The organism is Corynebacterium sp. LK10, from assembly GCF_008042455.1.
Classification (GTDB): Bacteria; Actinomycetota; Actinomycetes; order Mycobacteriales; family Mycobacteriaceae; genus Corynebacterium; species Corynebacterium jeikeium_D.
The window spans coordinates 73,950-94,841 of sequence record NZ_NOVT01000002.1 but is presented as its reverse complement, the minus strand read 5'-3'; the positions used below and the strand labels follow the sequence as shown (position 1 = coordinate 94,841).

Annotated in this window: 19 protein-coding genes; 13 read left to right on the top strand and 6 right to left on the bottom strand. The window is 59.2% G+C overall.

Annotated elements, in window-relative coordinates:
- The first annotated feature begins 210 nt into the window (after positions 1 to 210).
- The 5 genes from glpX (at position 211) to CHU70_RS00435 (ending at position 6,799) form a co-directional block, all read left to right on the top strand.
- On the top strand, positions 211 to 1,236 hold the full coding sequence (gene glpX, locus CHU70_RS00455) for a class II fructose-bisphosphatase (RefSeq protein WP_005510610.1): 1,026 nt from the start codon (positions 211 to 213) through the stop codon (positions 1,234 to 1,236).
- A gap of 163 nt (positions 1,237 to 1,399) precedes the next feature.
- Positions 1,400 to 2,800: a class II fumarate hydratase gene (locus CHU70_RS00450; protein ID WP_147719339.1), complete on the top strand. Its 1,401-nt coding sequence runs from the start codon at positions 1,400 to 1,402 to the stop codon at positions 2,798 to 2,800.
- Between the two features lie 227 nt (positions 2,801 to 3,027).
- The gene (locus CHU70_RS00445; protein WP_224783732.1) at positions 3,028 to 4,323 is read left to right on the top strand and encodes a TIGR01777 family oxidoreductase; all 1,296 of its coding nucleotides are present in this window, start codon (positions 3,028 to 3,030) and stop codon (positions 4,321 to 4,323) included.
- Positions 4,324 to 4,515: 192 nt separating this feature from the next.
- Positions 4,516 to 5,211 (top strand): TetR/AcrR family transcriptional regulator, encoded by a 696-nt coding sequence (locus CHU70_RS00440; RefSeq protein WP_049172273.1) that lies wholly within the window; start codon positions 4,516 to 4,518, stop codon positions 5,209 to 5,211.
- Positions 5,201 to 6,799, top strand: a complete 1,599-nt coding sequence (locus CHU70_RS00435; RefSeq protein WP_147719338.1) for an MDR family MFS transporter — start codon at positions 5,201 to 5,203, stop codon at positions 6,797 to 6,799. The genes CHU70_RS00440 and CHU70_RS00435 overlap by 11 nt, the downstream gene beginning before the upstream one ends.
- Before the next feature lie 30 nt (positions 6,800 to 6,829).
- Here CHU70_RS00435 and CHU70_RS00430 read toward each other — a convergent pair whose 3' ends face one another.
- Both CHU70_RS00430 and CHU70_RS00425 read right to left on the bottom strand, forming a co-directional pair.
- Positions 6,830 to 7,462, bottom strand: coding sequence for a GNAT family N-acetyltransferase (locus CHU70_RS00430; RefSeq protein ID WP_016423177.1), 633 nt, complete (start codon positions 7,460 to 7,462; stop codon positions 6,830 to 6,832).
- A gap of 64 nt (positions 7,463 to 7,526) precedes the next feature.
- A complete protein-coding gene (locus CHU70_RS00425) occupies positions 7,527 to 8,279 on the bottom strand; it encodes a LysR family transcriptional regulator (protein WP_049181647.1) in 753 nt (250 codons plus the stop codon).
- Between the two features lie 40 nt (positions 8,280 to 8,319).
- On the opposite strand from CHU70_RS00425, the gene CHU70_RS00420 reads away from it, so the two are divergent.
- The 5 genes from CHU70_RS00420 to metS all read left to right on the top strand — a co-directional run bounded on the left by CHU70_RS00420 (position 8,320) and on the right by metS (position 13,415).
- Positions 8,320 to 8,712, top strand: coding sequence for a DUF5997 family protein (locus CHU70_RS00420; RefSeq protein ID WP_070628935.1), 393 nt, complete (start codon positions 8,320 to 8,322; stop codon positions 8,710 to 8,712).
- 42 nt (positions 8,713 to 8,754) lie between these two features.
- The gene (locus CHU70_RS00415) at positions 8,755 to 9,528 is read left to right on the top strand and encodes an alpha/beta fold hydrolase (protein ID WP_147719337.1); all 774 of its coding nucleotides are present in this window, start codon (positions 8,755 to 8,757) and stop codon (positions 9,526 to 9,528) included.
- Positions 9,529 to 10,163: 635 nt separating this feature from the next.
- Positions 10,164 to 11,336, top strand: coding sequence for an acyl-CoA dehydrogenase family protein (locus tag CHU70_RS00410; protein WP_048759734.1), 1,173 nt, complete (start codon positions 10,164 to 10,166; stop codon positions 11,334 to 11,336).
- Between the two features lie 295 nt (positions 11,337 to 11,631).
- Positions 11,632 to 13,242: a sodium-dependent transporter gene (locus tag CHU70_RS00405; protein ID WP_147719336.1), complete on the top strand. Its 1,611-nt coding sequence runs from the start codon at positions 11,632 to 11,634 to the stop codon at positions 13,240 to 13,242.
- A 5-nt stretch (positions 13,243 to 13,247) separates the two neighbouring features.
- Positions 13,248 to 13,415 carry a methionine/alanine import NSS transporter subunit MetS gene (gene metS, locus CHU70_RS00400; protein WP_048733989.1) on the top strand — a complete coding sequence of 56 codons (168 nt, stop codon included), beginning with the start codon at positions 13,248 to 13,250 and terminating at the stop codon, positions 13,413 to 13,415.
- A 42-nt stretch (positions 13,416 to 13,457) separates the two neighbouring features.
- On the opposite strand, the gene CHU70_RS00395 is transcribed toward metS, so the two are convergent.
- A complete protein-coding gene (locus tag CHU70_RS00395) occupies positions 13,458 to 14,216 on the bottom strand; it encodes an enoyl-CoA hydratase-related protein (protein ID WP_048733985.1) in 759 nt (252 codons plus the stop codon).
- Between the two features lie 80 nt (positions 14,217 to 14,296).
- On the opposite strand from CHU70_RS00395, the gene CHU70_RS00390 reads away from it, so the two are divergent.
- Both CHU70_RS00390 and CHU70_RS00385 read left to right on the top strand, forming a co-directional pair.
- The gene (locus CHU70_RS00390; protein ID WP_049192850.1) at positions 14,297 to 14,842 is read left to right on the top strand and encodes a GNAT family N-acetyltransferase; all 546 of its coding nucleotides are present in this window, start codon (positions 14,297 to 14,299) and stop codon (positions 14,840 to 14,842) included.
- Between the two features lie 158 nt (positions 14,843 to 15,000).
- Complete coding sequence (locus CHU70_RS00385) at positions 15,001 to 16,248, top strand: HNH endonuclease signature motif containing protein (RefSeq protein WP_242451338.1); 1,248 nt, start codon at positions 15,001 to 15,003, stop codon at positions 16,246 to 16,248.
- 41 nt (positions 16,249 to 16,289) lie between these two features.
- On the opposite strand, the gene glyA is transcribed toward CHU70_RS00385, so the two are convergent.
- Positions 16,290 to 17,591, bottom strand: a complete 1,302-nt coding sequence (glyA, locus tag CHU70_RS00380) for a serine hydroxymethyltransferase (RefSeq protein ID WP_005510713.1) — start codon at positions 17,589 to 17,591, stop codon at positions 16,290 to 16,292.
- 150 nt (positions 17,592 to 17,741) lie between these two features.
- Here glyA and coaA point away from each other — a divergent pair, with 150 nt between their 5' ends.
- Positions 17,742 to 18,677: a type I pantothenate kinase gene (coaA, locus tag CHU70_RS00375; RefSeq protein WP_038626177.1), complete on the top strand. Its 936-nt coding sequence runs from the start codon at positions 17,742 to 17,744 to the stop codon at positions 18,675 to 18,677.
- Between the two features lie 30 nt (positions 18,678 to 18,707).
- Here the strand turns inward: coaA and CHU70_RS00370 are convergent, their stop codons facing one another.
- On the bottom strand, positions 18,708 to 19,493 hold the full coding sequence (locus CHU70_RS00370; protein ID WP_038626180.1) for an isoprenyl transferase: 786 nt from the start codon (positions 19,491 to 19,493) through the stop codon (positions 18,708 to 18,710).
- A 38-nt stretch (positions 19,494 to 19,531) separates the two neighbouring features.
- Positions 19,532 to 20,623, bottom strand: a complete 1,092-nt coding sequence (locus CHU70_RS00365) for a 3-deoxy-7-phosphoheptulonate synthase (RefSeq protein ID WP_147719335.1) — start codon at positions 20,621 to 20,623, stop codon at positions 19,532 to 19,534.
- Positions 20,624 to 20,892: the final 269 nt, after the last annotated feature.

Here is a 20,892-nt window from a genome sequence, read left to right as displayed (position 1 = left end):
AAACTCCCCCCACTTTGGCGCTGCGTCCACCCCCGAACACCAAAAAGGTGGAACACTAGTAACAGATGCAAAGGCGCTAAAACTGATGCGCCAAACATCAATCAATAGAAATTGTTGCAACGCTAAACCCCAGTTTCCTGGCGTGGCGTCTCCCAGCACATTCTCAAACCTCAAAAGAGTTCTCAAAAACCACGGAAGGGCCAGAAGTCAATGAACGCCTCGAATCCTGAAGCACCAGATCGCAACCTTGCGATGGAGCTCGTCCGAGTTACTGAGTCCGCTGCACTGGCAGCTGGTCAGTGGGTCGGTCGTGGTCAGAAGGAAAAGGGCGACGGCGCTGCCGTCGATGCCATGCGTCAGCTCATCAACACCGTGGCTATGAACGGTGTCGTTGTTATTGGCGAGGGCGAAAAGGACGAAGCCCCGATGCTGTTCAACGGCGAAAAGGTCGGCAACGGCCAAGGCCCGGCCGTTGACATCGCGGTTGACCCGATTGACGGCACGACTCTGATGGCAGAGGGCCGCCCGAACTCTATCGCTGTTCTTGCTGCTGCAGACCGCGGCTCCATGTACGACCCGTCGGCTGTGTTCTACATGGATAAGATTGCTGTTGGCCCGGAGGCTGCCGGCAAGATTGACATCGAGGCTCCAGTTGAGCACAACATCAAGGTCGTTGCTAAGGCCAAGGGGCTGCGTCCGGAAGATGTCACTGTTGTCGTGCTGGATCGCCCGCGCCACGCTGACATGATTCGTGACATCCGCGAAGCTGGCGCCAAGGTTCGACTGATTGGCGATGGTGACGTTGCTGGCGCTGTTGCCGCAGCTCAGAACACGAACTCGGTCGATATCATGATGGGCGTCGGCGGCACCCCAGAAGGTGTCATCACCGCATGCGCCATGAAGTGTATGGGCGGCGAAATCCAGGGCAAACTGCACCCGCGCGATGAGGCCGAAATTAAGAAGGCTCTCGACGCTGGGCACGATCTTTCTCGTGTTCTGACCACCGATGACCTGGTCGCATCCGACAACTGCTACTTCGTTGCCACTGGTGTCACCAACGGTGACATGCTGCGCGGTGTCGCTTACCGCGGTAACGGCGCGTGGACCCGCTCGCTGGTTATGCGCTCCAAGTCCGGCACCATTCGTCGCATCGAGGCTTTCCACTCCCTGGAGAAGCTGCGCAAGTACGCCAGCATCGACTACGGCAAGGGCGAGATGCCTGACATCGATCTGTAAGTAACTACCCCTTTAGTGGTGCCCTCAGGGCACCACTTTTTTAACAAACTGATTCATACTTGAAGACGAATGCGCTAACGGTTCTGCATCGCATGAAAATTGCATGCGCAATGAGGGGTCGTTCTGCGCGCACTCAAGTTCCCCTAACTGAAAGAGGCAACGAATGACAGAGCAGCAGTTCCGCATCGAGCACGACACCATGGGCGAGGTTAAGGTTCCGGTTAACGCCCTGTGGCGCGCACAGACTCAGCGTGCAGTTGAGAACTTCCCGATTTCCGGCCGTCCGCTGGAGTCTGCACAGATTCGCGCTATGGGTCTGCTGAAGGCAGCTTGCGCCATCGTCAACAAGGAGCGCGGCCTGCTGTCTGCTGAGCAGGCAGATGCCATCGTCGCCGCTGCCAAGGAAATTGCCGAAGGCAAGCACGATGCTGAGTTCCCGATTGACGTCTTCCAGACCGGTTCGGGCACTTCTTCCAACATGAACACCAACGAAGTCATTACGTCCATCGCAAAGGCCAACGGCGTTGAGGTTCACCCGAATGACCACGTCAACATGGGTCAGTCTTCCAACGACACCTTCCCGACTGCCACTCACGTCGCAGCAACCGAGGCAGCTGTCAAGGACCTCGTCCCGGGACTGAAGGTTCTGCAGGAGTCCCTGGCTAAGAAGGCCAAGGAATGGGAGACCGTTGTTAAGTCCGGCCGCACTCACCTGATGGACGCTGTCCCGGTGACCCTGGGTCAGGAGTTCTCGGGTTACGCTCGCCAGATTGAGGCTGGCATTGAGCGCATCGAGGCCACCCTGCCGCGTCTGGGCGAGCTGCCAATCGGTGGTACCGCTGTTGGCACCGGCCTGAACACCCCGGCGGACTTCGGTGCCAAGGTCACCGCTGAGCTCGTCGAACTGACCGGCATCAAGGAGCTGCGCGAGGCTCAGAACCACTTCGAGGCTCAGGCTAACCGCGATGCCCTGGTCGAATTCTCCGGCGCTATGCGCACCGTCGCAGTCTCCCTGAACAAGATCGCTAACGACATTCGCTGGATGGGCTCCGGCCCGCTGACCGGCCTTGCTGAGATTCACCTGCCGGATCTGCAGCCGGGTTCCTCCATCATGCCGGGTAAGGTCAACCCGGTTCTGTGCGAGACTGCCACCCAGGTCGCAGCGCAGGTTCTGGGCAACGACACCGCTGTTGAGTTTGCTGGCGCTAACGGCGCATTCGAGCTGAACGTCTTCATCCCGGTCATGGCACGTAACGTGCTGGAGTCCGCTAAGCTGCTGGCGAACACCGCACGCGTCTTCGCCGAGAAGCTGGTGGACGGCATCGAGCCGAACGTTGAGCGTATGAAGACTCTGGCTGAGTCCTCCCCGTCGATTGTGACCCCGCTGAACTCCGCCATCGGCTACGAGAACGCAGCTAAGGTCGCTAAGACTGCTCTGAAGGAAGGTAAGACCATCCGTCAGACTGTTATCGACATGGGCTTCGTCGACGGCGAGAAGCTGACCGAGGAAGAGCTGGACAAGCGCCTCGACGTGCTGGCAATGGCCAACACTGATCGTGACTAGTTCTTTCTGAACTCGAAGGTGTGAGAGCACCTTACGCATAAGACCCCGTAGTCTCACTTCGCTGAAAGACTTCGGGGTCTACTATTTTTCCTTAACGTCGGACAAGTTTCAGAGAGTGACTAACTATTCCCACCTATCGCCACACCATCGCATTTCCTCGCCGTTGCGTCGCCGAGTGGTTCTCCCGCCCAGGCGCTGTCACCCGCCTAACACCGGGGCTTCTCCCGATGTCACCGAAATCCGAATCCGCCAACCTCGCCGACGGCACGACCGTATTCTCCATGCCGGCTGGCCTCAAATGGATTGCACGTCACGACCCGGCCGGTTTCCTCCCCGGCCAGAGATTCATTGACGAAGTCACCAGCGAGCCCTTTCGCCGCATCACGGGGTGGAAGCACACCCACGTTCTCTCCGATACTCCGCTTGGCGACGGCAGCGCTGGCACGGTTTTAGAGGACACCGTTGACACCAAGGTTCCGGTACCCGGGTTGGATTCGATGTTCGCCTACCGTGCTACGAAGGTTGCTGGCGACCTTGCGGCCGTCGATAGGCTTTCGGAGTATTTGGGGCATGTGCCGGAGCCGCTGACAGTGGCGATCAGTGGAGCTACGGGGACCGTCGGAACGCAGCTGCGCGCGCTACTGACCACGGCCGGACATGAGGTGATTTTGCTGGTGCGCTCACGTGAACAGACGGGTGTGGACAAGCGATATTGGGATACTGCGGCACCCGCAGCTGACTTGCTGGAGGGAGTCGACGCGGTCATCCATCTGGCCGGCGCACCGATTGCGGGGCGCTTCACGGAGGCGCATCTTCGAAAGGTTCGCCATTCCCGTGTCGAACCAACGCGAGCTCTGGCAAAGCTCGTTGCATCTACTGACAGCGTGAAGGTCGCGGTTGGAGCGTCGGCGGTGGGGTTCTACGGTGCGGATCGTGGCCCAGAGGTGCTCACCGAGGACGCTGGCCCTGGCGCGGAAGCGCAGCGTTACGACGGCAGCGCCGCCGCGGACAGTCTCTCGGCTATTGTGCGCGATTGGGAAAATGCATGGGATCCCGCTCGCGATGCAGGCAAGCGGGTCGTAAACGTCCGCACTGGTCTCGTGCTTGCTGGTGGCGGCGGTCTCTTGCCGCTACTAGCGGGCGTGGTGTTCACCGGGCTTGGAGGCAGATTGGGGTCGGGCGAGCAGTGGTTCCCGTGGATTGCTTTGGACGACCTGTTGGACATCTATCACCGGTCGTTGGCAGATTCCGGCCTTGCCGGACCTGTCAATGCGGTGGTGCCACTGGCTTTCGGAGTGAATAATGCGGAGTTCACGAGGGTATTGGGAGAGGTCTTGCACCGCCCGACGGCGGTTCCGATTCCTTCACTGGGGCCTGCAGTACTGCTGGGCAAACGCGGTGCTGCGGAGTTGGCTCTCGCGAATCAGAGAGTAGAGGCAGCAGCGCTGCAAAAGGCGGGGCACAGGTTCCGCTTCACTTCGCTTAACGACGCCCTGCGCCACGAGCTATTGAAGGAGAGGTAGCCTTCCACCGTGCCTACACAAAACACGAAGGTTGTGTAATTGAATGGCGCGTTGCGACTATCAACAACCCGACCCCTGCGCCTGAGTCCACGGCATCCTGAACAACCCAAAGATGCTCTCTGCATAGGTACTTAAACACCTGTTGACTCATCAACTTGCCATCACATTGCACTCGGTGTAACTTTGCACCTCGTGCAAATTGATGAGAATACCTATCACAGATTGGATCCGGGCCAACACCCCGAGTGCGGTCTCCGGGAGCTCAAAAGGTTTCAAACACACTGCGCTTTGGCCGATGCCGCGACCGCCCTTGTATTGGATCGCGGATACGACCAAGTCAACATCGAAGACATCTGTCAGCGGGTCAATATCAGTCGACGCACATTCTTCAATTACTTCGACTCCAAGGATCAAGCCATCTTCGGCAACGGCATCATGTCATTCGATGCTGACGATGAAGAGGTATTCCTCGCCCAAATTCACCAAGACCCCATCGCGGACATGCTCGATTTCATCGAGAAAAAGCAGCAATCCCAGCTACTCCGATATAAAGAGCTGGGGGCAACCGAAGAGTTTCACCGTCTGCTCAAGGAGCGTATCCGCGAGATTTTGCGCAATGAGCCAAAGCTATCGACGGTTGTCATTTCGAATTTTGGCAACTCAATGCGCCGCGTCCGTTCTGCCTTTGAGCGCTATTTCGAGATGAATCCACAGTCGCGCACGCACCCCGAGCTGCCCGTCGGGCACGAGGTAGCACTGTCGGTCGGTTTCGTCCGCGAATGCGTGCTGTACTCATCGGCTCATCGGGACGAATTCACAACAGATACACCGCTTCACGACGCCGCCGACGTCGTTAAAAATTTCTGGAGGAGGAATAGTGACAGCTAGCAACACCACTGCTCAAGATCAAACCGACACCACGGTTTCTGACAACAAGTCCCACTTGGGAATCATTTTCTTCGCGCTCATTCTCACTATGCTGATGAGCTCGCTGGGGCAGATGATTTTCGCCACTGCCCTGCCGACCATCGTCGGCGAGCTCGGCGGAGTTGACCACATGTCGTGGGTTATTTCTGCATTCCTGTTGGCACAGACTGTGGCAATGCCGATTGTCGGCAAGCTCGGTGACATGATTGGGCGCAAGGGCCTGTTCATGATGGGCATCGCGCTGTTCATGGTCGGTTCCGTCATGGGTGCAATCACCAACTCCATGAGCCTGCTCATCGCCGCCCGCGCTTTTCAGGGATTTGCTGGCGGTACATTGATGGTTTCCTCACAGGCCATCCTGGCCGAGGTTATTCCCGCACGCCAGCGCGGTAAGTACATGGGCATCATGGGTGCTGTGTTCGGTCTGAGTTCCGTGCTGGGACCAGTGCTGGGAGGCTGGTTCACCGACGGCCCGGGCTGGCGCTGGGGCCTGTGGATCAACGTCCCGATGGGCGTGGTTGCACTATCGGCAGCTGCGGCCTTCCTGAAGCTGCCCCGACGCCAGAGTGAAGGAAACTTCGACTACATCGGCACGATGTTCTTGACTGCCGCTGCCTCGACGCTAATTCTCACCACCACGTGGGGCGGTACACAGTACGACTGGAACTCCGGGGTCATCATCTCGCTTATCGTTGCCTCTGTCGTTTCCTGGGTGCTGTTCTTCCTCACCGAGACTCGCGTTTCCAACCCACTGATTCCGACGCACTTGTTTAATAACCGGAACTTCGTGCTCACGACTGTGTCGGGTCTCATTCTGGGTATCGCGATGTTCGGCACTATGGCCTATATTCCGACCTACCTGCAGATGGTGCACTCAATGTCACCGACCGCTGCAGGTTTGATGATGACGCCGATGATGGTCGGCATGCTGCTCACCTCAATTGGCGTTGGCCAGATTATTTCGCGGACTGGTAAGTATCGCTTCTACCCCTTCGTCGGCCTGATGATTATGGCTGTCTCCCTCTACTTGCTGTCCACGCTGGAGACCACCACCCCGCTGTGGCAGGTTGGTGTGTACCTGTTCATCATGGGCTTCGGCCTGGGCACCGGCATGCAGGTTCTAGTTCTCATCGTGCAGAACTCCTTCCCGGTCGCGATGGTCGGTACCGCTACCGCTGCGAATAACTTCTTCCGCCAGATTGGTGGTGCGGTCGGTTCCTCCATTGTGGGTTCGATTTTCATCCACCGCATGAAGGACCTGGCAGGCGAACGCGTTCCGGCGGCTGTCGAACAAATCAAGGCTGCATCACCGGAGGCTGCAGCAGAGTTCGCAAAGCAGATGGGCCCGGAGGGCTTTTCCTCTAAGTCGATTGGTTCACTGACGCCGCACGTCCTAGATAGCATGCCGGCGCCAATCCATGAAGCGCTGATCTCCAGCTACAACGATGGTTTGACGCCGATTTTCTTGGTACTAACGCCAGTGATTATTCTGGCGGCAATCATTGTGTTCTTCGTTCGCGAGGATCCTTTGAAGGAAACCGTCGAGTAATTAATTCGAGGGAGCCACAGCTCCCGGCAGCTATGCCCCCACCTGGCCGTCGGCGCGGTCGAGCTTGTCCAGAATCGGACGGTTCGGCTCACCGGCGGCTTCTGCTTCTTCCTGGACGCGCTTCAGTGCGCGCTCCTCTGGCTTTTCCAGGAGCTTTTCCAAAATAATGACATCGCGCCACTGCCCCGCCATTGGGCCGTAGGTCATCTTTGCCATGTGGTGGTAAATCCCCACTTCACGGAAGCCGAGCTTTCGATGCAGCTTTAGCGATCCCACATTCTCCGGGAAGACCCACGAGTGAATCGACCAGCAGTCGAGCTCCGTGGCATCGTCGATAAGCTTCTGCAGCAGCGTCGCCGCCAGCCCCATGCCCTGCCCGTCAGGATGGACGTAGATGGAGTCTTCGATGACGCCATTGAAAATCGGGCGCTTGGACACTGGCGCGGCTGATGCCCATGCCAAAATCTTGTCTGGATTCTCCGCATCGACTGCGACATAACACAGGTCAACGCGCTTTAGAGCGATAAATTCGTCCCATTCGGGTGCCGAATGTTCCCACGATGCATGTCCTGTATCAAGGCCAATCTCATAGATTTCTTGGATCTGTGGATAGTCCTCTTCACGCATCATTCGGATCGTGAAATCGCGCTTCTTTTCAGCCATAGCTACAAGTGTGGCTAATTTTTTCGCGCACGTCGAACGAAACGCCAAAAATATTGTAAAAAGATTACTTTCTCCTGCGTGGTCGCCCGCTTCCGCCACCGCTTCGACGTCCGCCACGGCCACTGCGCGCATGCTTTACGACGGCCCCAGCGCGCTGCCGACGGGCTTGCTTAGCAAGCGTCTTTTCTCGGGCCGACAACTTCTTTGGAGCTTCGTCAGCCTTCCTGCGCCCCAGCTGCGTGCGTGTCGATCCCTCCCGACGCCCCTGGACAATGCCGACGAACTCCTGCCGGAGCTCGTCGTCCTCTGCTTTCGGCCACACCAACCAAATAGCTGTTCGGGACAGCGGATCTGTGGCACCTTCCTCAGCCACCAAGTTCGATGAGGCCACCGCCTTCTTCGATAGCGCCTTCAAAATCGTGCGAGGCCCCACTACGACACCTGCACCAGTGGCTGCGACAGGCAGCATCTGTCGCAGCTCGTCCGCATCCACGGAGGTCAGCAGCACAGTTTCGTCCGCCAACAGCTCCTCCGGCACGGACTCTGTGAGGGAGAATACGTGTTCTTTTTCGTAGGCCACGCCCCAGGCTTCGTCGTAAAGCCGGATGCGATGGAGCGACTCGGGCAGCGAGCCTTCGGACTCTAACCGAACCAGCGCCATGTCAGCGGCACCGCCGACCAGGTCGGACATCGGATCGTCGGCGGCGTGGGTGTGCAGTGTTGCCGGAATCCGATCTCTAAAGCGGCGAAACCACTTCTCGGGACTGGTGCCGGTGGCGAACACGATGCGCAGGACGGCGGGTTCAGGAGTCGACATACTCCGCAAGGTTACTCGAATGGGTGCTAGCGTTGAACCCATGAAACCCCTAACCGCAGCCAAGAAACTTGGAATTTTCCTCCCGGCCACACCCGAGGAATTTCGCACTGGTGAGATTTCGCACGCGCAGTTTGCGGAACTGCAGTCCAATCCGCCGGAGTGGCTCGCTGAGCTACGCCGCAACGGACCGCACCCGCGCCCGGAAGTTGCCCGCAAGCTGGGCATTACTATCACGGCGTTGAAGAAGAATGACATGGACAAGCCGCTGACAACGGCGGAGATTAAGGATTTGCTCGAGCAGATGCCGGGGTGGCTGGAGGCCGCTCGTGAGTCCATGGCGAAGCAGCGCGCGGAAGCCGCTGAGGCAGAGTCCAAGAAGGACGACGGCCCTGGTCGGGCTGCCGCCGAAGCTGCTCGCAACGCCGAGAAATAGCAGACACAGCAGACACAGCCGACGTCTTCAAGGAGGATCCTCGTGGCCATCGACTACACCGCACATGCAATCAACCACAAGGGCAACGGTACGGTTGTCCTGATTGGCTCGCTGGGCACCACACAGGGGATGTGGGAGCCACAGGTAGCCACTTTGAGTGAAAAGTACCAGGTCATCACGCCAGATGTCCGTGGCCATGGCGAATCCCCTATCCCCGAGGGTGAGTGGGACATGAGCCACTTGGCCGCCGACATCATCGAGGTCCTCGACGAGGAGGATGTTGACCGCGCACATTTTGTGGGACTATCCCTCGGCGGCGCTATCGCCCAGACCATCGCACTAGAACATGCCGATCGCGTGGTCAGCCTGACGCTGTCGTCGACGGCGCCGAAATTCGGCACACCCGAGGCCTGGCAGGAAAAGGCCGAGCTCGTGCGCGACAAGGGCACGGTCGCGCTCGCCGATACTGTCGTCCGCAACTGGTTTACCGACGAGTGCTTCGACACCACCCCTGAGCTCCCAGCCCGCTTCCGCGACATGATCGCAGATTGCCCCGATGACGGCTACATCGGCGCCTGCGGAGCACTGTCCCGCTTCGACACCCGCGAGCGCCTCGCCGAGATCACCGCTCCGACGCTGGTCATCGCCGGCAAGCAGGACACCTCGACGTCTCTCGACGTCGTCACTTCGCTTCACGACGGCATCGCGGGCTCGACCATGGTCGTCATTTCGCCGGCCAAGCACCTGCTTAACCAGGAGACCCCGGAGTACTACAACTCTGCCCTGCTGGCGCACATTGATGGGATTGCCGACTAGCGCCTAATCGCAGCAATAAAAAATAAAAAATGACGCGACCTGCTCGCTGTCCATTCCACAGGGACGGCGCACGGGTCGCGTCATTTTTTCGAGTGCAATTGGAGGTTGCTATGACTGCAGTGGAAGAAGCTCGGATAATCAAGGGAACCGGTCTCCACCTGATGCTCATACTAACGACCACCAGCACTAATGGGAATAAGAAAACGAGAATGTTTCGTTAATCACCCCCATGACGGCCATCTCAAACGCTTACACTCTCCACCCCAAAGTCCCAGCGACCCGACTGGCAGACATGACAAAAATAGCCATCCACCTGGCTTTGTAGGTTAGCATTACCTAATATTGCCGACCGTCGGCGATAGCCCGAATTCAATAGCAACCCCCAACCGCAACGGGGGTAGTTTTCCGGGAAGGCTGGGCGCAATATCCGTCGTCAAGCGATTCCACATCACCAATCGGGAAAAAACTTTTAAAAAAACAAGTGTCTCTCATCACACTCATGCATAATGGGGTACAACAGTCATAGTCACTATGACGATGAACCGAGGCCATCGCGTTTATCTGCAGCGTTTATCTGCGACGTACGAAAAGGCCTTAAGACAAAAATTCCACGACAATATTTCTAGGAGCATGTCATGAAGGACTTTCTGCCCCGTACTCACTTCGAAGAAGAGCACAACATGTTCCGCGACATGGTTCGCGGCTTCGTCGAGAAGGAAATCACCCCAAACGTAGAGCGCTGGCACAAGGAAGGCCAGCCGGATCGCGAGGTCTTCAAGAAGGCCGGCGAGCTCGGTCTGATTGGTATGTCCACTCCGGAGGCATACGGCGGTGGCGGAGAGATGGACTTCCGCTACAACCAGGTCCTGAACGAGGAGCTCTCCAACGCTGACTGTGGCTCCATCGTCGTTTCCTTCGGCGTTCTCAACGACCTGGTCGCTCCGTACCTGGCTAAGTTCGGCAACGAAGAGCAGAAGCAGAAGTACCTGGCTTCCATGAACGCCGGCGACACCATCGGCTGCCTCGCCATGACCGAACCGGGCGCAGGTTCCGACCTGGCAGGTATGCGCACCTTCGCCAAGAAGGACGGCGACCACTACGTCCTCAACGGCACCAAGATCTTCATCTCCAACGGCATGATGGCCGACTTCGCTCTCGTCGCAGCTATCACCGACCCATCCAAGGGCCGCGCTGGTGTCTCCATGTTCATCGTCGACGCCGACCTCGAGGGCTTCACCAAGGCTGGCCCGCTACAGAAGGTCGGCCTGAAGGCTCAGGACACCGCTGAGCTCAACTTCGACAACGTCCGCGTTCCGGCTGAGAACCTGCTCGGCGAAGAGGGCGCTGCCTTCGGCTACCTCCGCACCAACCTCGCTCACGAGCGCCTGACCCTGGCTTGCGGCTCTGTCGCAACTTCCCGCCGCGCCTGGACCCTGGCTTACAAGTACGCTCAGGAGCGCGAGGCATTCGGTCGTCCGATCATCCAGCACCAGGTTCACGGCCACTACCTGGCCGACATCGCTACCCGCGTCACCGCCCTGCAGGCTTTCGTTGACCAGGCCGTTATGGCTCACAACGCAGGCCAGCTGGACGAGACCGGCGCTTCCATGGCCAAGTACTGGACCACCGAGGAGCAGCAGGACATCGTTACCCGCTGCCTGCAGATGTTCGGTGGCTACGGCTTCATGCTCGAGTACCCGATCTCCACTCACTACCTCGACTCCAAGGTCCAGACCATTTACGGTGGCACCAACGAGATCATGAAGGAAATCATCTTCCGTCGCATCGCCAAGGGCGGCGCAGAGTAAATAGCGCACGTCGGCCTAGCTGATTCGACACAAACCCCGTCAGGTTTTCCTGGCGGGGTTTTTGCATACCTCAAAGTTCATGGCTGGTGATTATTTACGAGGCTTGATTGGAGCTGCCCTCCCCCTGTGCCACACCCCTCACCAAAACCATTACCCCCTACAAAACTGAAACTATACAATGAGATACCTATCTCATATACTAAGATTCCATTAGGTAATGGTGATGCACTTCACCAATTTTCCCCTCGGCCACGCGGGCGCGTGACCGAAGATGAAGGATTGGAGTTCCAGAGGTATGAGCACAACTAACTCGACCGCTACCCCTCAGCGAAGGGAGGTGTTTTCCACCCGAGCAGCCTTCATTTTCGCCGCCATCGGCTCGGCAGTCGGGCTTGGAAACATCTGGCGTTTCCCCTATGTCGCATACGACTCCGGCGGTGGCGCCTTCCTTATCCCCTACCTGGTCGCACTTCTGACCGCGGGTATCCCACTGCTCTTCCTCGACTTCGCCATCGGCCACCGCTTCCGCGGGTCCGCACCGAAGTCGATGCGTCGCATCAAGACCTGGGCTGAGCCAATCGGCTGGATTCAGGTCGGTATCGCCTTCTTCATTACCGTCTACTACGCCGTTATTATCGCGTGGTCCTTCATCTACGCCTGGAAGTCCATCCGCAAGAGCTGGGGCCCAGATGCCGAGACCCACTTCATGAAGGACTTCCTCCAAGTAGACACCGAGAGCGTCTTCTCTCTGGACTTCGTCCCCTCGATTTCCATCGTCCTGCTCATTGTCTGGGTACTCGTCATCGGCATTCTGGCCGCTGGTGTGGACAAGGGCATCGGCAAGGTCTCGATTATCTTCATCCCGCTGTTGACCATCCTCTTCGTCGCAGTGGTCATCTACTCCCTGACGCTCGACGGCGCTGCACAGGGCCTGGATGCATTCTTCACCCCAGACTGGTCCGCACTGACTGACTCCAGCGTATGGATTGCCGCCTACGGCCAGATCTTCTTCTCCCTGTCCGTGGCCTTCGGCATTATGCTGACCTACGCCTCCTACCTGAAGCCACGCACGAACCTCACCGGTTCCGGCCTGGTCACCGCGTTCGCAAACTCCTCCTTCGAGGTTCTCGCCGGTATCGGTGTCTTCGCCACCCTGGGCTTCATGGCAGCGCAGTCGGGTCAGGCCGTTGACGAGGTCGCAACCTCCGGTATTGGTCTTGCCTTCATCGCATTCCCGACGGTCATCTCTGAGATGCCCAAGGTCATCGGTTCGGTCTTCGGGCTGCTGTTCTTCCTCTCCCTGGCAATCGCCGGTGTGACCTCCCTGATGTCGCTGCTCGAGGTCGTCGTCTCCGCAGTCAAGGACAAGCTGAACCTCGGCCGCGTCCAGGCCACCCTCACCGTCGGTGGCGCCATGGCCGTCATCTCGCTGCTGGCCTTCCCGACCACCTCAGGTCTGGTAACCCTCGACATCGTAGATAAGTTCACCAACAACGTCGGTATCGTCCTGGTTGCACTGCTGACCATCATCGCAATCGACTGGATCCTGCGCCGCACCAACGAGTTCGCCATGCACCTCAACGCCGTGTCCTCGTTCAAGGTCGGCACCATGTGGCAGATCTTCGTCGGAAACATCACGCCGGTCATTCTCGCCGTCATCCTGTTCCAGGAGCTCATTGGACTTTTCCAGGAAAACTACGAAGGCTACTCCGACACCCAAATCGACATCTTTGGCTGGGGTGTCATCGGCGTGATTCTCATCGGCGCTCTGATTATGGCCATCCTGCCTTGGCGCGGCCAACACCGTCTCGATGGCCCTCCGGGCTCGGACTTCGGTGTGACGCCAGATTTCAAGCGGTCCTCACACCTGCCACGCAAGCACACTCCGGAAACCGAGGAGGTTTAAGCCAAATGTCCGGTATCGCAATTGTCATGATGGCACTGTTCATCATCGTCATCTGGGGCGGTCTGGCGGTCTCGCTGGTCAGCCTATCCAAGCACCCTGACGAGGTTTCCGGTGAGCTGGGAGATCACCCAGAACTCACCAGTGAAGTACTAGGAGCACAGGAAGAGCAGTAGTTCTTCACTACTACCTCTCCCCTGCCACTCCAGGTATCTGCCTTACTCACCTACGAAATGCGGTGGTCGCTTCTCCAAGAACGCGGCCACCGCTTCCTTATGGTCGGCCGAGACCGCCAAACGAGCCTGCGCGTCCGCCTCCGCCGCAGCGGCAGACAAGGTATCCCGGCGCAGCAGAGCCTTAATCTCCTTCAGCGCGGCCGTCGGCCCCGCCGCAAACTGGGCAGCCAACTCACGTGCCCGAGTCGCTGGATTATCCACCACTTCAGTGACCAGGCCGAGGCTCAGGGCTTCGTCGGCAAGCACCTTCTTATCGAAGAACAACAGCTCACGCGCCTTCGCGTCACTGACCATGCGCGGCAGCAGCGCCGACATGCCACAGTCCGTGGCCAGGCCAATCGACGGGAACGCCGCCTTGAACGACGCCTTCGGGCCCGCGATACGGAAATCACAGTGCAGCGCCAACGACCAGCCGGCACCCGCCGCAGCACCTTCGATAGCTGCAATAACCGGAACGTTAATCGCGGTCAGCTCCGCGACCATCGGGTTGTACTCCTCGACAACCTTGCCCATGCCGGCGCCGGACTGCAGGTCAGAAATGTGCTCCTTCAAATCCTGGCCCGTACAAAACGCCTTCGGCCCGCCGAGCAGGATAACAGCGCGCACATCCGGCTCCTGCGCACGCTCAAAAGCGGCTTTCAGCTCCAAGCGGAGATTCTTATCCAGGGAGTTATAGGCATCCGGGCGGTCGATGGTGATGGCTAGAATGCCGTCGGAAAAGTCTTGAGTAACGTTGCTCATAACCTCGCAGGTTATCGCAATCTCCCCCGCCTCGGACGCACTTTTGCACCAAATCACTCGCCGCGAGTAACAAGGGACACATGACACTTCCACGCCCCGCCACGCCTGACGACGTCCACGAGATCGTCGACCTCATCAAAGACCTGGCGGCCTACGAAAAAGAACCCGATGCCGTCCGACTGACCCCCGAGCGCCTGCGCGAACAGCTCTTCGGGGACAACCCTGCGATTTTCTGCCACGTCGTCGACTCCACATCCGGAAATTTGGACGACGGCGCCGGTGGCGGTGATGGTGGCGATGGCGTTGGTGGCGGTGTTGAAGGCAGCCCGCGCCTCGACGGCATTGCACTGTGGTTCCTCAACTACTCCACCTGGGAAGGCACCCACGGCATCTACCTCGAAGACCTCTACGTCCGCCCCGAGGCACGCGGCACCGGCAAGGGCAAAGCACTGCTGCAGAACCTCGCGCGAATTGCCGTGGAGCGAGGCTACTCACGTGTCGAGTGGTGCGTCCTGAAGTGGAATCAACCCTCCATCGATTTCTACCGCTCCCTCGGCGCCTTCCCCATGGACGAATGGGACACCTTCCGCCTCACCGGCAGCGCCCTGCGTGACTTCGGGGCGTAACAGACGGCAGCGCGTGGTGCGGCGGTACGGCGGTGCAGCTGCGGTGCGTTTGCGCGGTGAAAAGTCCGGATGTGGATAACTGCTAAACCGGCTGACTTATCCACAGCCTGCCCCCATAGGCGTTGTCCCCCTACATCCGGACTTTTACCTTCAAAGGCATGACAGTTCTTGGGACGCTCGCCGCACTGGCCTCGCGCGGAATGGACACGCTAGCGGAACTCCACGCCGCGCGTCCCGACGGCCACGACGCCACCTCCCACCTGGCGGCAACCCTCGGCCTTGACCCGGCGCGCCTCCGGCTTTTGCTACGCGTCGCCGCCCACTATCTCCAACCCGCTGACACCGAAGAAAACACCAAAGCCCGCGAAGATGCCACCGCTCTGGCCCGCCGACTCGGGCTCAGCCTAGACACCTGCGTGCTTATCGACAAGCGCAGCCGCCAAGCCAACAACGCCGAACTCCACGACAACCTGCGGCTCACCTTCGTCGCTGCCGCCGAACGCCTCGGCTTCGAAGAACTCGATCTCTACATGCGGGAAACTCTCACCGAGCTCAACACCGAAGACGAGCCACCCCAGCATCTGCGCGCCCGATTTTCCCGGAAGGTAGACATCCGGGGAATGAAGCACTTCCACATCTCCGGCCCCTCGGATATGCTCGACAATCTCCTGTCGCCGCTTACCATCCGTGCCGCAGAAATCCGGAAGTCCCATCCGGAGTTTTCCCACGACCGCTGCGTCGGCCAAGCGCTTGCCGAGCGCCTCGAGCATGCCGATGCCGCAACGCCCGTCGACAAGCTCGATGAAATGCGCTACCAACCCGCCATCATCATCACCGCACAAGACCTCATCGACTACAGCCCGCGATTCGCCGCCACCACCAACGGCTCTGCGCTCGCCCCCGACGTCTTCCTCAACGCCCTACTCGCCGACACCGGGTGGGCCGTGCTTTACGACGAACACAGCGCCATTACGGACTTATTTCCCATCGGCAACCCCCGCCTGGCGACTGAAGAGCAGCGCATCGCGATGCTCATCGACAACCCCATCTGCGCCTGGCCCGGCTGTGAACGCCCCGCCTATAGCGGACAAGCGCACCACCTAGTCGCCCACAAACACGGCGGCACAACCACGCTGGACAACCTCACCATGGTCTGCCGCGAACACAACGGGCTTAACGACGACGACCGGGAAGGACGCAACGGCCACCTCGAACGCATCCCCACATCCGGACATATTCGATGGCGCCCACCTGACAAGACTCGGCCGCCGCTGTTTAGCAACTCATTCGTGACATCAATGTCCGGGAGGTCCTACGCCGGATACCGGGCAGGCACGACGAAACAGCTCGGGCCGGAGCCACCACCTCCGGACCAAAACCCGGATGTACGGGAAAACCCGTCTTAGCGCACTGCTAGAACGGGTACTTGCGCTGCAAAAACGCAGAATTAGATGAGGTTCCAGTCCTCGATGCCGTCGTAAAGCGGGAATTCCTGAGCAATCTTCGAAACACGAGCACGCAGGGAGTCAACATCCGCATTCTTGCCGGCGGCGAGAGCAGTACCGATGACATCGGCGACCTCGGTGAAGGCCTTCTCGTCGAGACCACGGGTGGCCAGCGCCGGAGTACCGATACGAAGTCCGGATGTAACCATCGGAGGACGCGGGTCAAACGGAACAGCATTGCGGTTGACGGTAATGCCAACAGCGTGGAGCAGATCCTCGGCCTCCTGGCCGTTCATCTCAGAATTGCGCAGATCCGCCAGAACCAGGTGGACATCGGTGCCGCCAGTGAGAACATCGACGCCAGCCTCGGCGCAGTCGGAAGCGGTGAGACGCTCAGCCAGAATGCGGGCACCAGCCAGAGTGCGCTCCTGGCGCTCCTTGAACTCCTCGGTACCAGCAATCTTCAGCGCCACGGCCTTGCCGGCGATGGCGTGCATCAGCGGACCCCCCTGCTGCCCCGGGAAAACAGCGGAGTTCAGCTTCTTGGCGTACTCCTGCTTAGCCAAAATCATGCCCGAACGAGGACCACCGAGGGTCTTGTGAACGGTAGTCGACACAACGTCAGAATGCGGAACCGGCGACGGGTGCAGACCGGCGGCAACCAGGCCTGCGAAGTGCGCCATGTCCGTCCACAACTTCGCACCGACCTCATCGGCGATGGAACGGAAAGCTTCGAAGTCGAGGTGGCGCGGGTACGCCGACCAACCTGCGATGAGAACATCCGGCTTTTCTGCGAGCGCCTGCTCACGCACCTTGTCCATATCGATCCGCATAGTGTCCTTGTCCACACCGTATGCGGCGACGTGGTAGAGCTTGCCGGAGAAGTTCAGCTTCATGCCGTGGGTCAGGTGACCGCCGTGTGCCAGGTCGAGGCCCATAATCTTGTCACCGGCGTTGATTAGCGCATGCAGAACGGCAGCGTTGGCCTGCGCACCTGCGTGTGGCTGAACGTTGGCGAACTCAGCGCCGAAGAGCTCCTTGGCGCGGTTGCGTGCCATGTCCTCGACGACGTCGACGTATTCGCAGCCACCGTAGTAACGACGGCCCGGGTAGCCTTCGGCGTACTTGTTGGTCAGAACCGAGCCCTGAGCTTGCAGCACTGCACGTGGAACAAAGTTCTCACTGGCAATCATTTCGAGCATGTCACGCTGACGAGAGAGCTCCCCTGCCATTGCCTCTGCGAGGTCGGGATCGAGTTCACGCAGCGATTGGTAGCGGACATCGTTATTGTTAGACCCGGTCATGAGTAGGTTTTCGACCTTTCAATGAAACTTCAATGCCACAGGCCATGCTAGCCCTTTATGGGGCAAACCACGAAAGCAGCACCATTCAGGTATGCCCCCTTTATTGACTCGTTTTCCGGTTTTCGGCACCCCCTTGGCACAATTGGAAGTATGACGCGCGCAACATCCCCCAGCCCGTACGTCGAGTTCAAACGCGAGCAGTGGCGCGAAATGCGCAAGAATATGCCTCTGGTGCTGACGGAAGAGGAAGCTGAACGACTTTCCGGTATCGGTGAAAACATCGACCTGGACGAAGTCGCCGAGGTCTATCTTCCGCTTTCTCGTCTGATTCACATGCGTGTGGCGGCGCATCGGGAGCTGAACGCCGTAACGTCAAACTTCCTTGGGGAAAATCCTTCGAAGGGGGCGTCGGTGCCGTTTATTATCGGCGTCGCGGGTTCGGTGGCGGTCGGCAAGTCAACGACGGCGCGTTTGCTGCAGGTGCTGCTCGAGCGCTGGGAGACTAATCCGCGGGTGGACTTGGTTACTACTGATGGCTTCCTCTACCCTTCTGAGGAATTGAATCGCCGTGGGATTATGCAGCGCAAGGGGTATCCGGAGTCGTATGATCAGCGTGCGTTGATGCGGTTTGTCACGGCGGTGAAGTCGGGGGCGCGGCATGTGAAGGCCCCGGTGTATTCGCACACGCTCTATGACCGGGTGCCGGATGAGTTCGTCGATGTTGACCGTCCGGACATTCTCATTCTCGAGGGGCTCAACGTTTTGCAGACGGGCCCGACGCTGATGATTTCCGATCTTTTCGATTTCAGTGTCTACGTCGATGCCCCGCGCGCGGACATCGAGCGTTGGTACATTAATCGTTTCCTCAGTCTCCGCCAGACGGCGTTTCGCGCTCCGGGCGCGCACTTCGCGGATTACGCCACGCTTGACGACGAAGCTGCGGCCGAGGTGGCCCGACGCATTTGGCAGCAGGTGAACTTGCCGAACCTGACGGAAAATATTTTGCCCACTCGAGTGCGGGCGTCATTAGTTCTTACGAAGTCTCGGGACCACAAGGTTTCGAGGGTCCGGATGCGCAAACTCTAACATCCGGAAATTTTTCCGGATTTAGGGAGGTTATTTGCCGAAGCGGCGTGAGCGCTGCGAAAAGTCTCGAAGTGCGCGGAGGAAGTCGATGCGGCGGAATTCGGGCCAGTAGGTATCGGTGAACCAAATCTCGGAGTAGGCGGTTTGCCAGAGGAGGAAGCCGCTGAGCCGCTGTTCTCCGGAAGTGCGGATGACTAGATCGGGGTCCGGTTGTCCGGATGTATAGAGGCGGCGAGAAATGGCGTCGGTGGTGATGCTCTCCTCGAGCTCGGAAGCATCAATTCCTTCGGCGACTGATTCCCGGATGATTCTGCGTACTGCGTCGACGATTTCCTGCCGACCACCGTAGCCAACGGCGATGTTGACCTGGATGCCGGTGTTGTTCGCGGTGACTTCTTCGTCGTGGCGCAGCCGGGCGGTCATTCTTTCCGGAAGGAGCTCGAGGTGGCCGACCATGCGCAGGCGCACGTCGTTAGGCGATTGCGCCAATTCATCGACGACGTCGGCGATGATGTCGAACAGTAACTCCAGCTCTTCGGGGTCGCGCCCGAGGTTTTCGGTGGAGAGCAGGTAGATGGTCACCAGCTCGATTTCCTGCTCGGCGCACCAGCCGACGAATTCTGCGATTTTGCGGGAGCCGACGCGGTGGCCGTGGCTTACGTCGGTGAAGCCAGCCTCCCTCGCCCAGCGGCGGTTGCCATCGGCCATGATGGCAACGTGCTTGGGGCGAGGTTTTCCTTCTAGCTCTTGGGCTAGTTTGCGCTCGTAGAGCGGATACGCAATCCGCCGGAGTGAGGACGGCTGGTTTTCTTTCACATATGTAACTCTACCCAATGGGCACGGCCGCTTTGTGCTTAGTCACGTGCCTGCCGACGCTTCCGGACTTCTGCCGCAAGCGTACGCAGCAGCCGGTCGGTGGTTTCCCAATCCATGCAGGCATCGGTGACGGACTTGCCATATACGAGGCCATTACGCCCATCGGTAATTTTTTGCGCGCCGGCTTCGAGGAAGGACTCCATCATGATGCCGGTGATGCGCTCGTCGCCGGCACCGATGAGCTTGCCGAGCTCCTCAACGACCTCGGCCTGGCGTACCTCGGATTTTCCGGAATTGGCGTGGGAGGCGTCCACCATGATGCTGACGGTTTGCTCGGCCTTGTTCAGGCGGGCTTCGGCGTCGTTAAGCGATGCCTCGTCCCAGTTCGGGCCGGAGGTGCCGCCGCGGAGAATGAGGTGGCAATTGTGGTTGCCGGCGGTTTCGACGACGGCGGCGCGGCCCTGGTCGTTCATGCCGAAGAAGAAGTGCGGGTTTGCTGCAGAGACCAGCGAGTCCACGGCGACCTGGACGTTGCCGTCGGTGCCGTTTTTGAAGCCGATGGGCATGGAAAGTCCGGAAGCGAGCTGGCGGTGGACCTGCGACTCCGTGGTGCGCGCACCAATCGCACCCCAGGAGACGGCGTCGGCGATGTACTGCGGGCTGTTGGGCTCGAGGAATTCAGCACCGGCGGGCAGGCCGGTGCGCAGGACCCCGATGAGCACTTCGCGGGCCATGTGCAGGCCCTTGTTGATTTTGAAGGAGCTATCCAGGTCGGGGTCGTTGATGAGTCCCTTCCAGCCGACGGTGGTGCGCGGCTTTTCGAAGTAGACGCGCATGACGACCAGCAGGTCCTCGTCGAGCTCATCGGCGGTGGCCTTCAGGCGGCGGGCGTAGTCGATGGCGGCCTCGGGGTCGTGAATGGAGCACGGGCCGACAACGACCAGCAGGCGGTCGTCCTCGCGAGCGATGACGCGGGCGATGTCGAGTCGCGACTGCTCCACTTCGTTAACTAGGTTCGGGGTCAGTGGCTGTTTGGCCATGACCTCTTCTGGGGAGGGCAGGTCGTGGAAGGCTACGACACGGCGGTTCGCGGTAGAGGCGGGGGCTTCGAGGGAAGTTGGAGGGGTCATCTGAGGTCTCTTTTCTCTGGGGCGTTACGCATGTATTTGGCTGTAGATACGACAAAAGGCAGCGCCCCTATTGGTGGGGCTGCTGCCTTTGGCTCCGGTTGGTGGCGACGTGACGAATAGCCGCCGGCTGTGACTATGTCGTCACTGCCTCCGGAGCCTTCGAAAAATAAAATCGCCACATACGCATGCGCTTGACTGTAGCGCACTGCCTAGAATCCCGCAATTCGAACTCCAAATCCCGCCACACGGGAAACAATCAGGGGTGCGCG

Bases quoted from the DNA above. Each gene is read 5' to 3' on its own strand.
- glpX (WP_005510610.1), top strand. From the start codon at position 211: ATGAACGCCTCGAATCCTGAAGCACCAGATCGCAACCTTGCGATGGAG.
- CHU70_RS00450 (WP_147719339.1), top strand. From the start codon at position 1,400: ATGACAGAGCAGCAGTTCCGCATCGAGCACGACACCATGGGCGAGGTT.
- CHU70_RS00445 (WP_224783732.1), top strand. From the start codon at position 3,028: ATGTCACCGAAATCCGAATCCGCCAACCTCGCCGACGGCACGACCGTA.
- CHU70_RS00430 (WP_016423177.1), bottom strand. From the start codon at position 7,462: ATGGCTGAAAAGAAGCGCGATTTCACGATCCGAATGATGCGTGAAGAG.
- CHU70_RS00425 (WP_049181647.1), bottom strand. From the start codon at position 8,279: ATGTCGACTCCTGAACCCGCCGTCCTGCGCATCGTGTTCGCCACCGGC.
- CHU70_RS00420 (WP_070628935.1), top strand. From the start codon at position 8,320: ATGAAACCCCTAACCGCAGCCAAGAAACTTGGAATTTTCCTCCCGGCC.
- CHU70_RS00410 (WP_048759734.1), top strand. From the start codon at position 10,164: ATGAAGGACTTTCTGCCCCGTACTCACTTCGAAGAAGAGCACAACATG.
- CHU70_RS00405 (WP_147719336.1), top strand. From the start codon at position 11,632: ATGAGCACAACTAACTCGACCGCTACCCCTCAGCGAAGGGAGGTGTTT.
- metS (WP_048733989.1), top strand. From the start codon at position 13,248: ATGTCCGGTATCGCAATTGTCATGATGGCACTGTTCATCATCGTCATC.
- CHU70_RS00395 (WP_048733985.1), bottom strand. From the start codon at position 14,216: ATGAGCAACGTTACTCAAGACTTTTCCGACGGCATTCTAGCCATCACC.
- CHU70_RS00390 (WP_049192850.1), top strand. From the start codon at position 14,297: ATGACACTTCCACGCCCCGCCACGCCTGACGACGTCCACGAGATCGTC.
- CHU70_RS00385 (WP_242451338.1), top strand. From the start codon at position 15,001: ATGACAGTTCTTGGGACGCTCGCCGCACTGGCCTCGCGCGGAATGGAC.
- glyA (WP_005510713.1), bottom strand. From the start codon at position 17,591: ATGACCGGGTCTAACAATAACGATGTCCGCTACCAATCGCTGCGTGAA.
- coaA (WP_038626177.1), top strand. From the start codon at position 17,742: ATGACGCGCGCAACATCCCCCAGCCCGTACGTCGAGTTCAAACGCGAG.
- CHU70_RS00365 (WP_147719335.1), bottom strand. From the start codon at position 20,623: ATGACCCCTCCAACTTCCCTCGAAGCCCCCGCCTCTACCGCGAACCGC.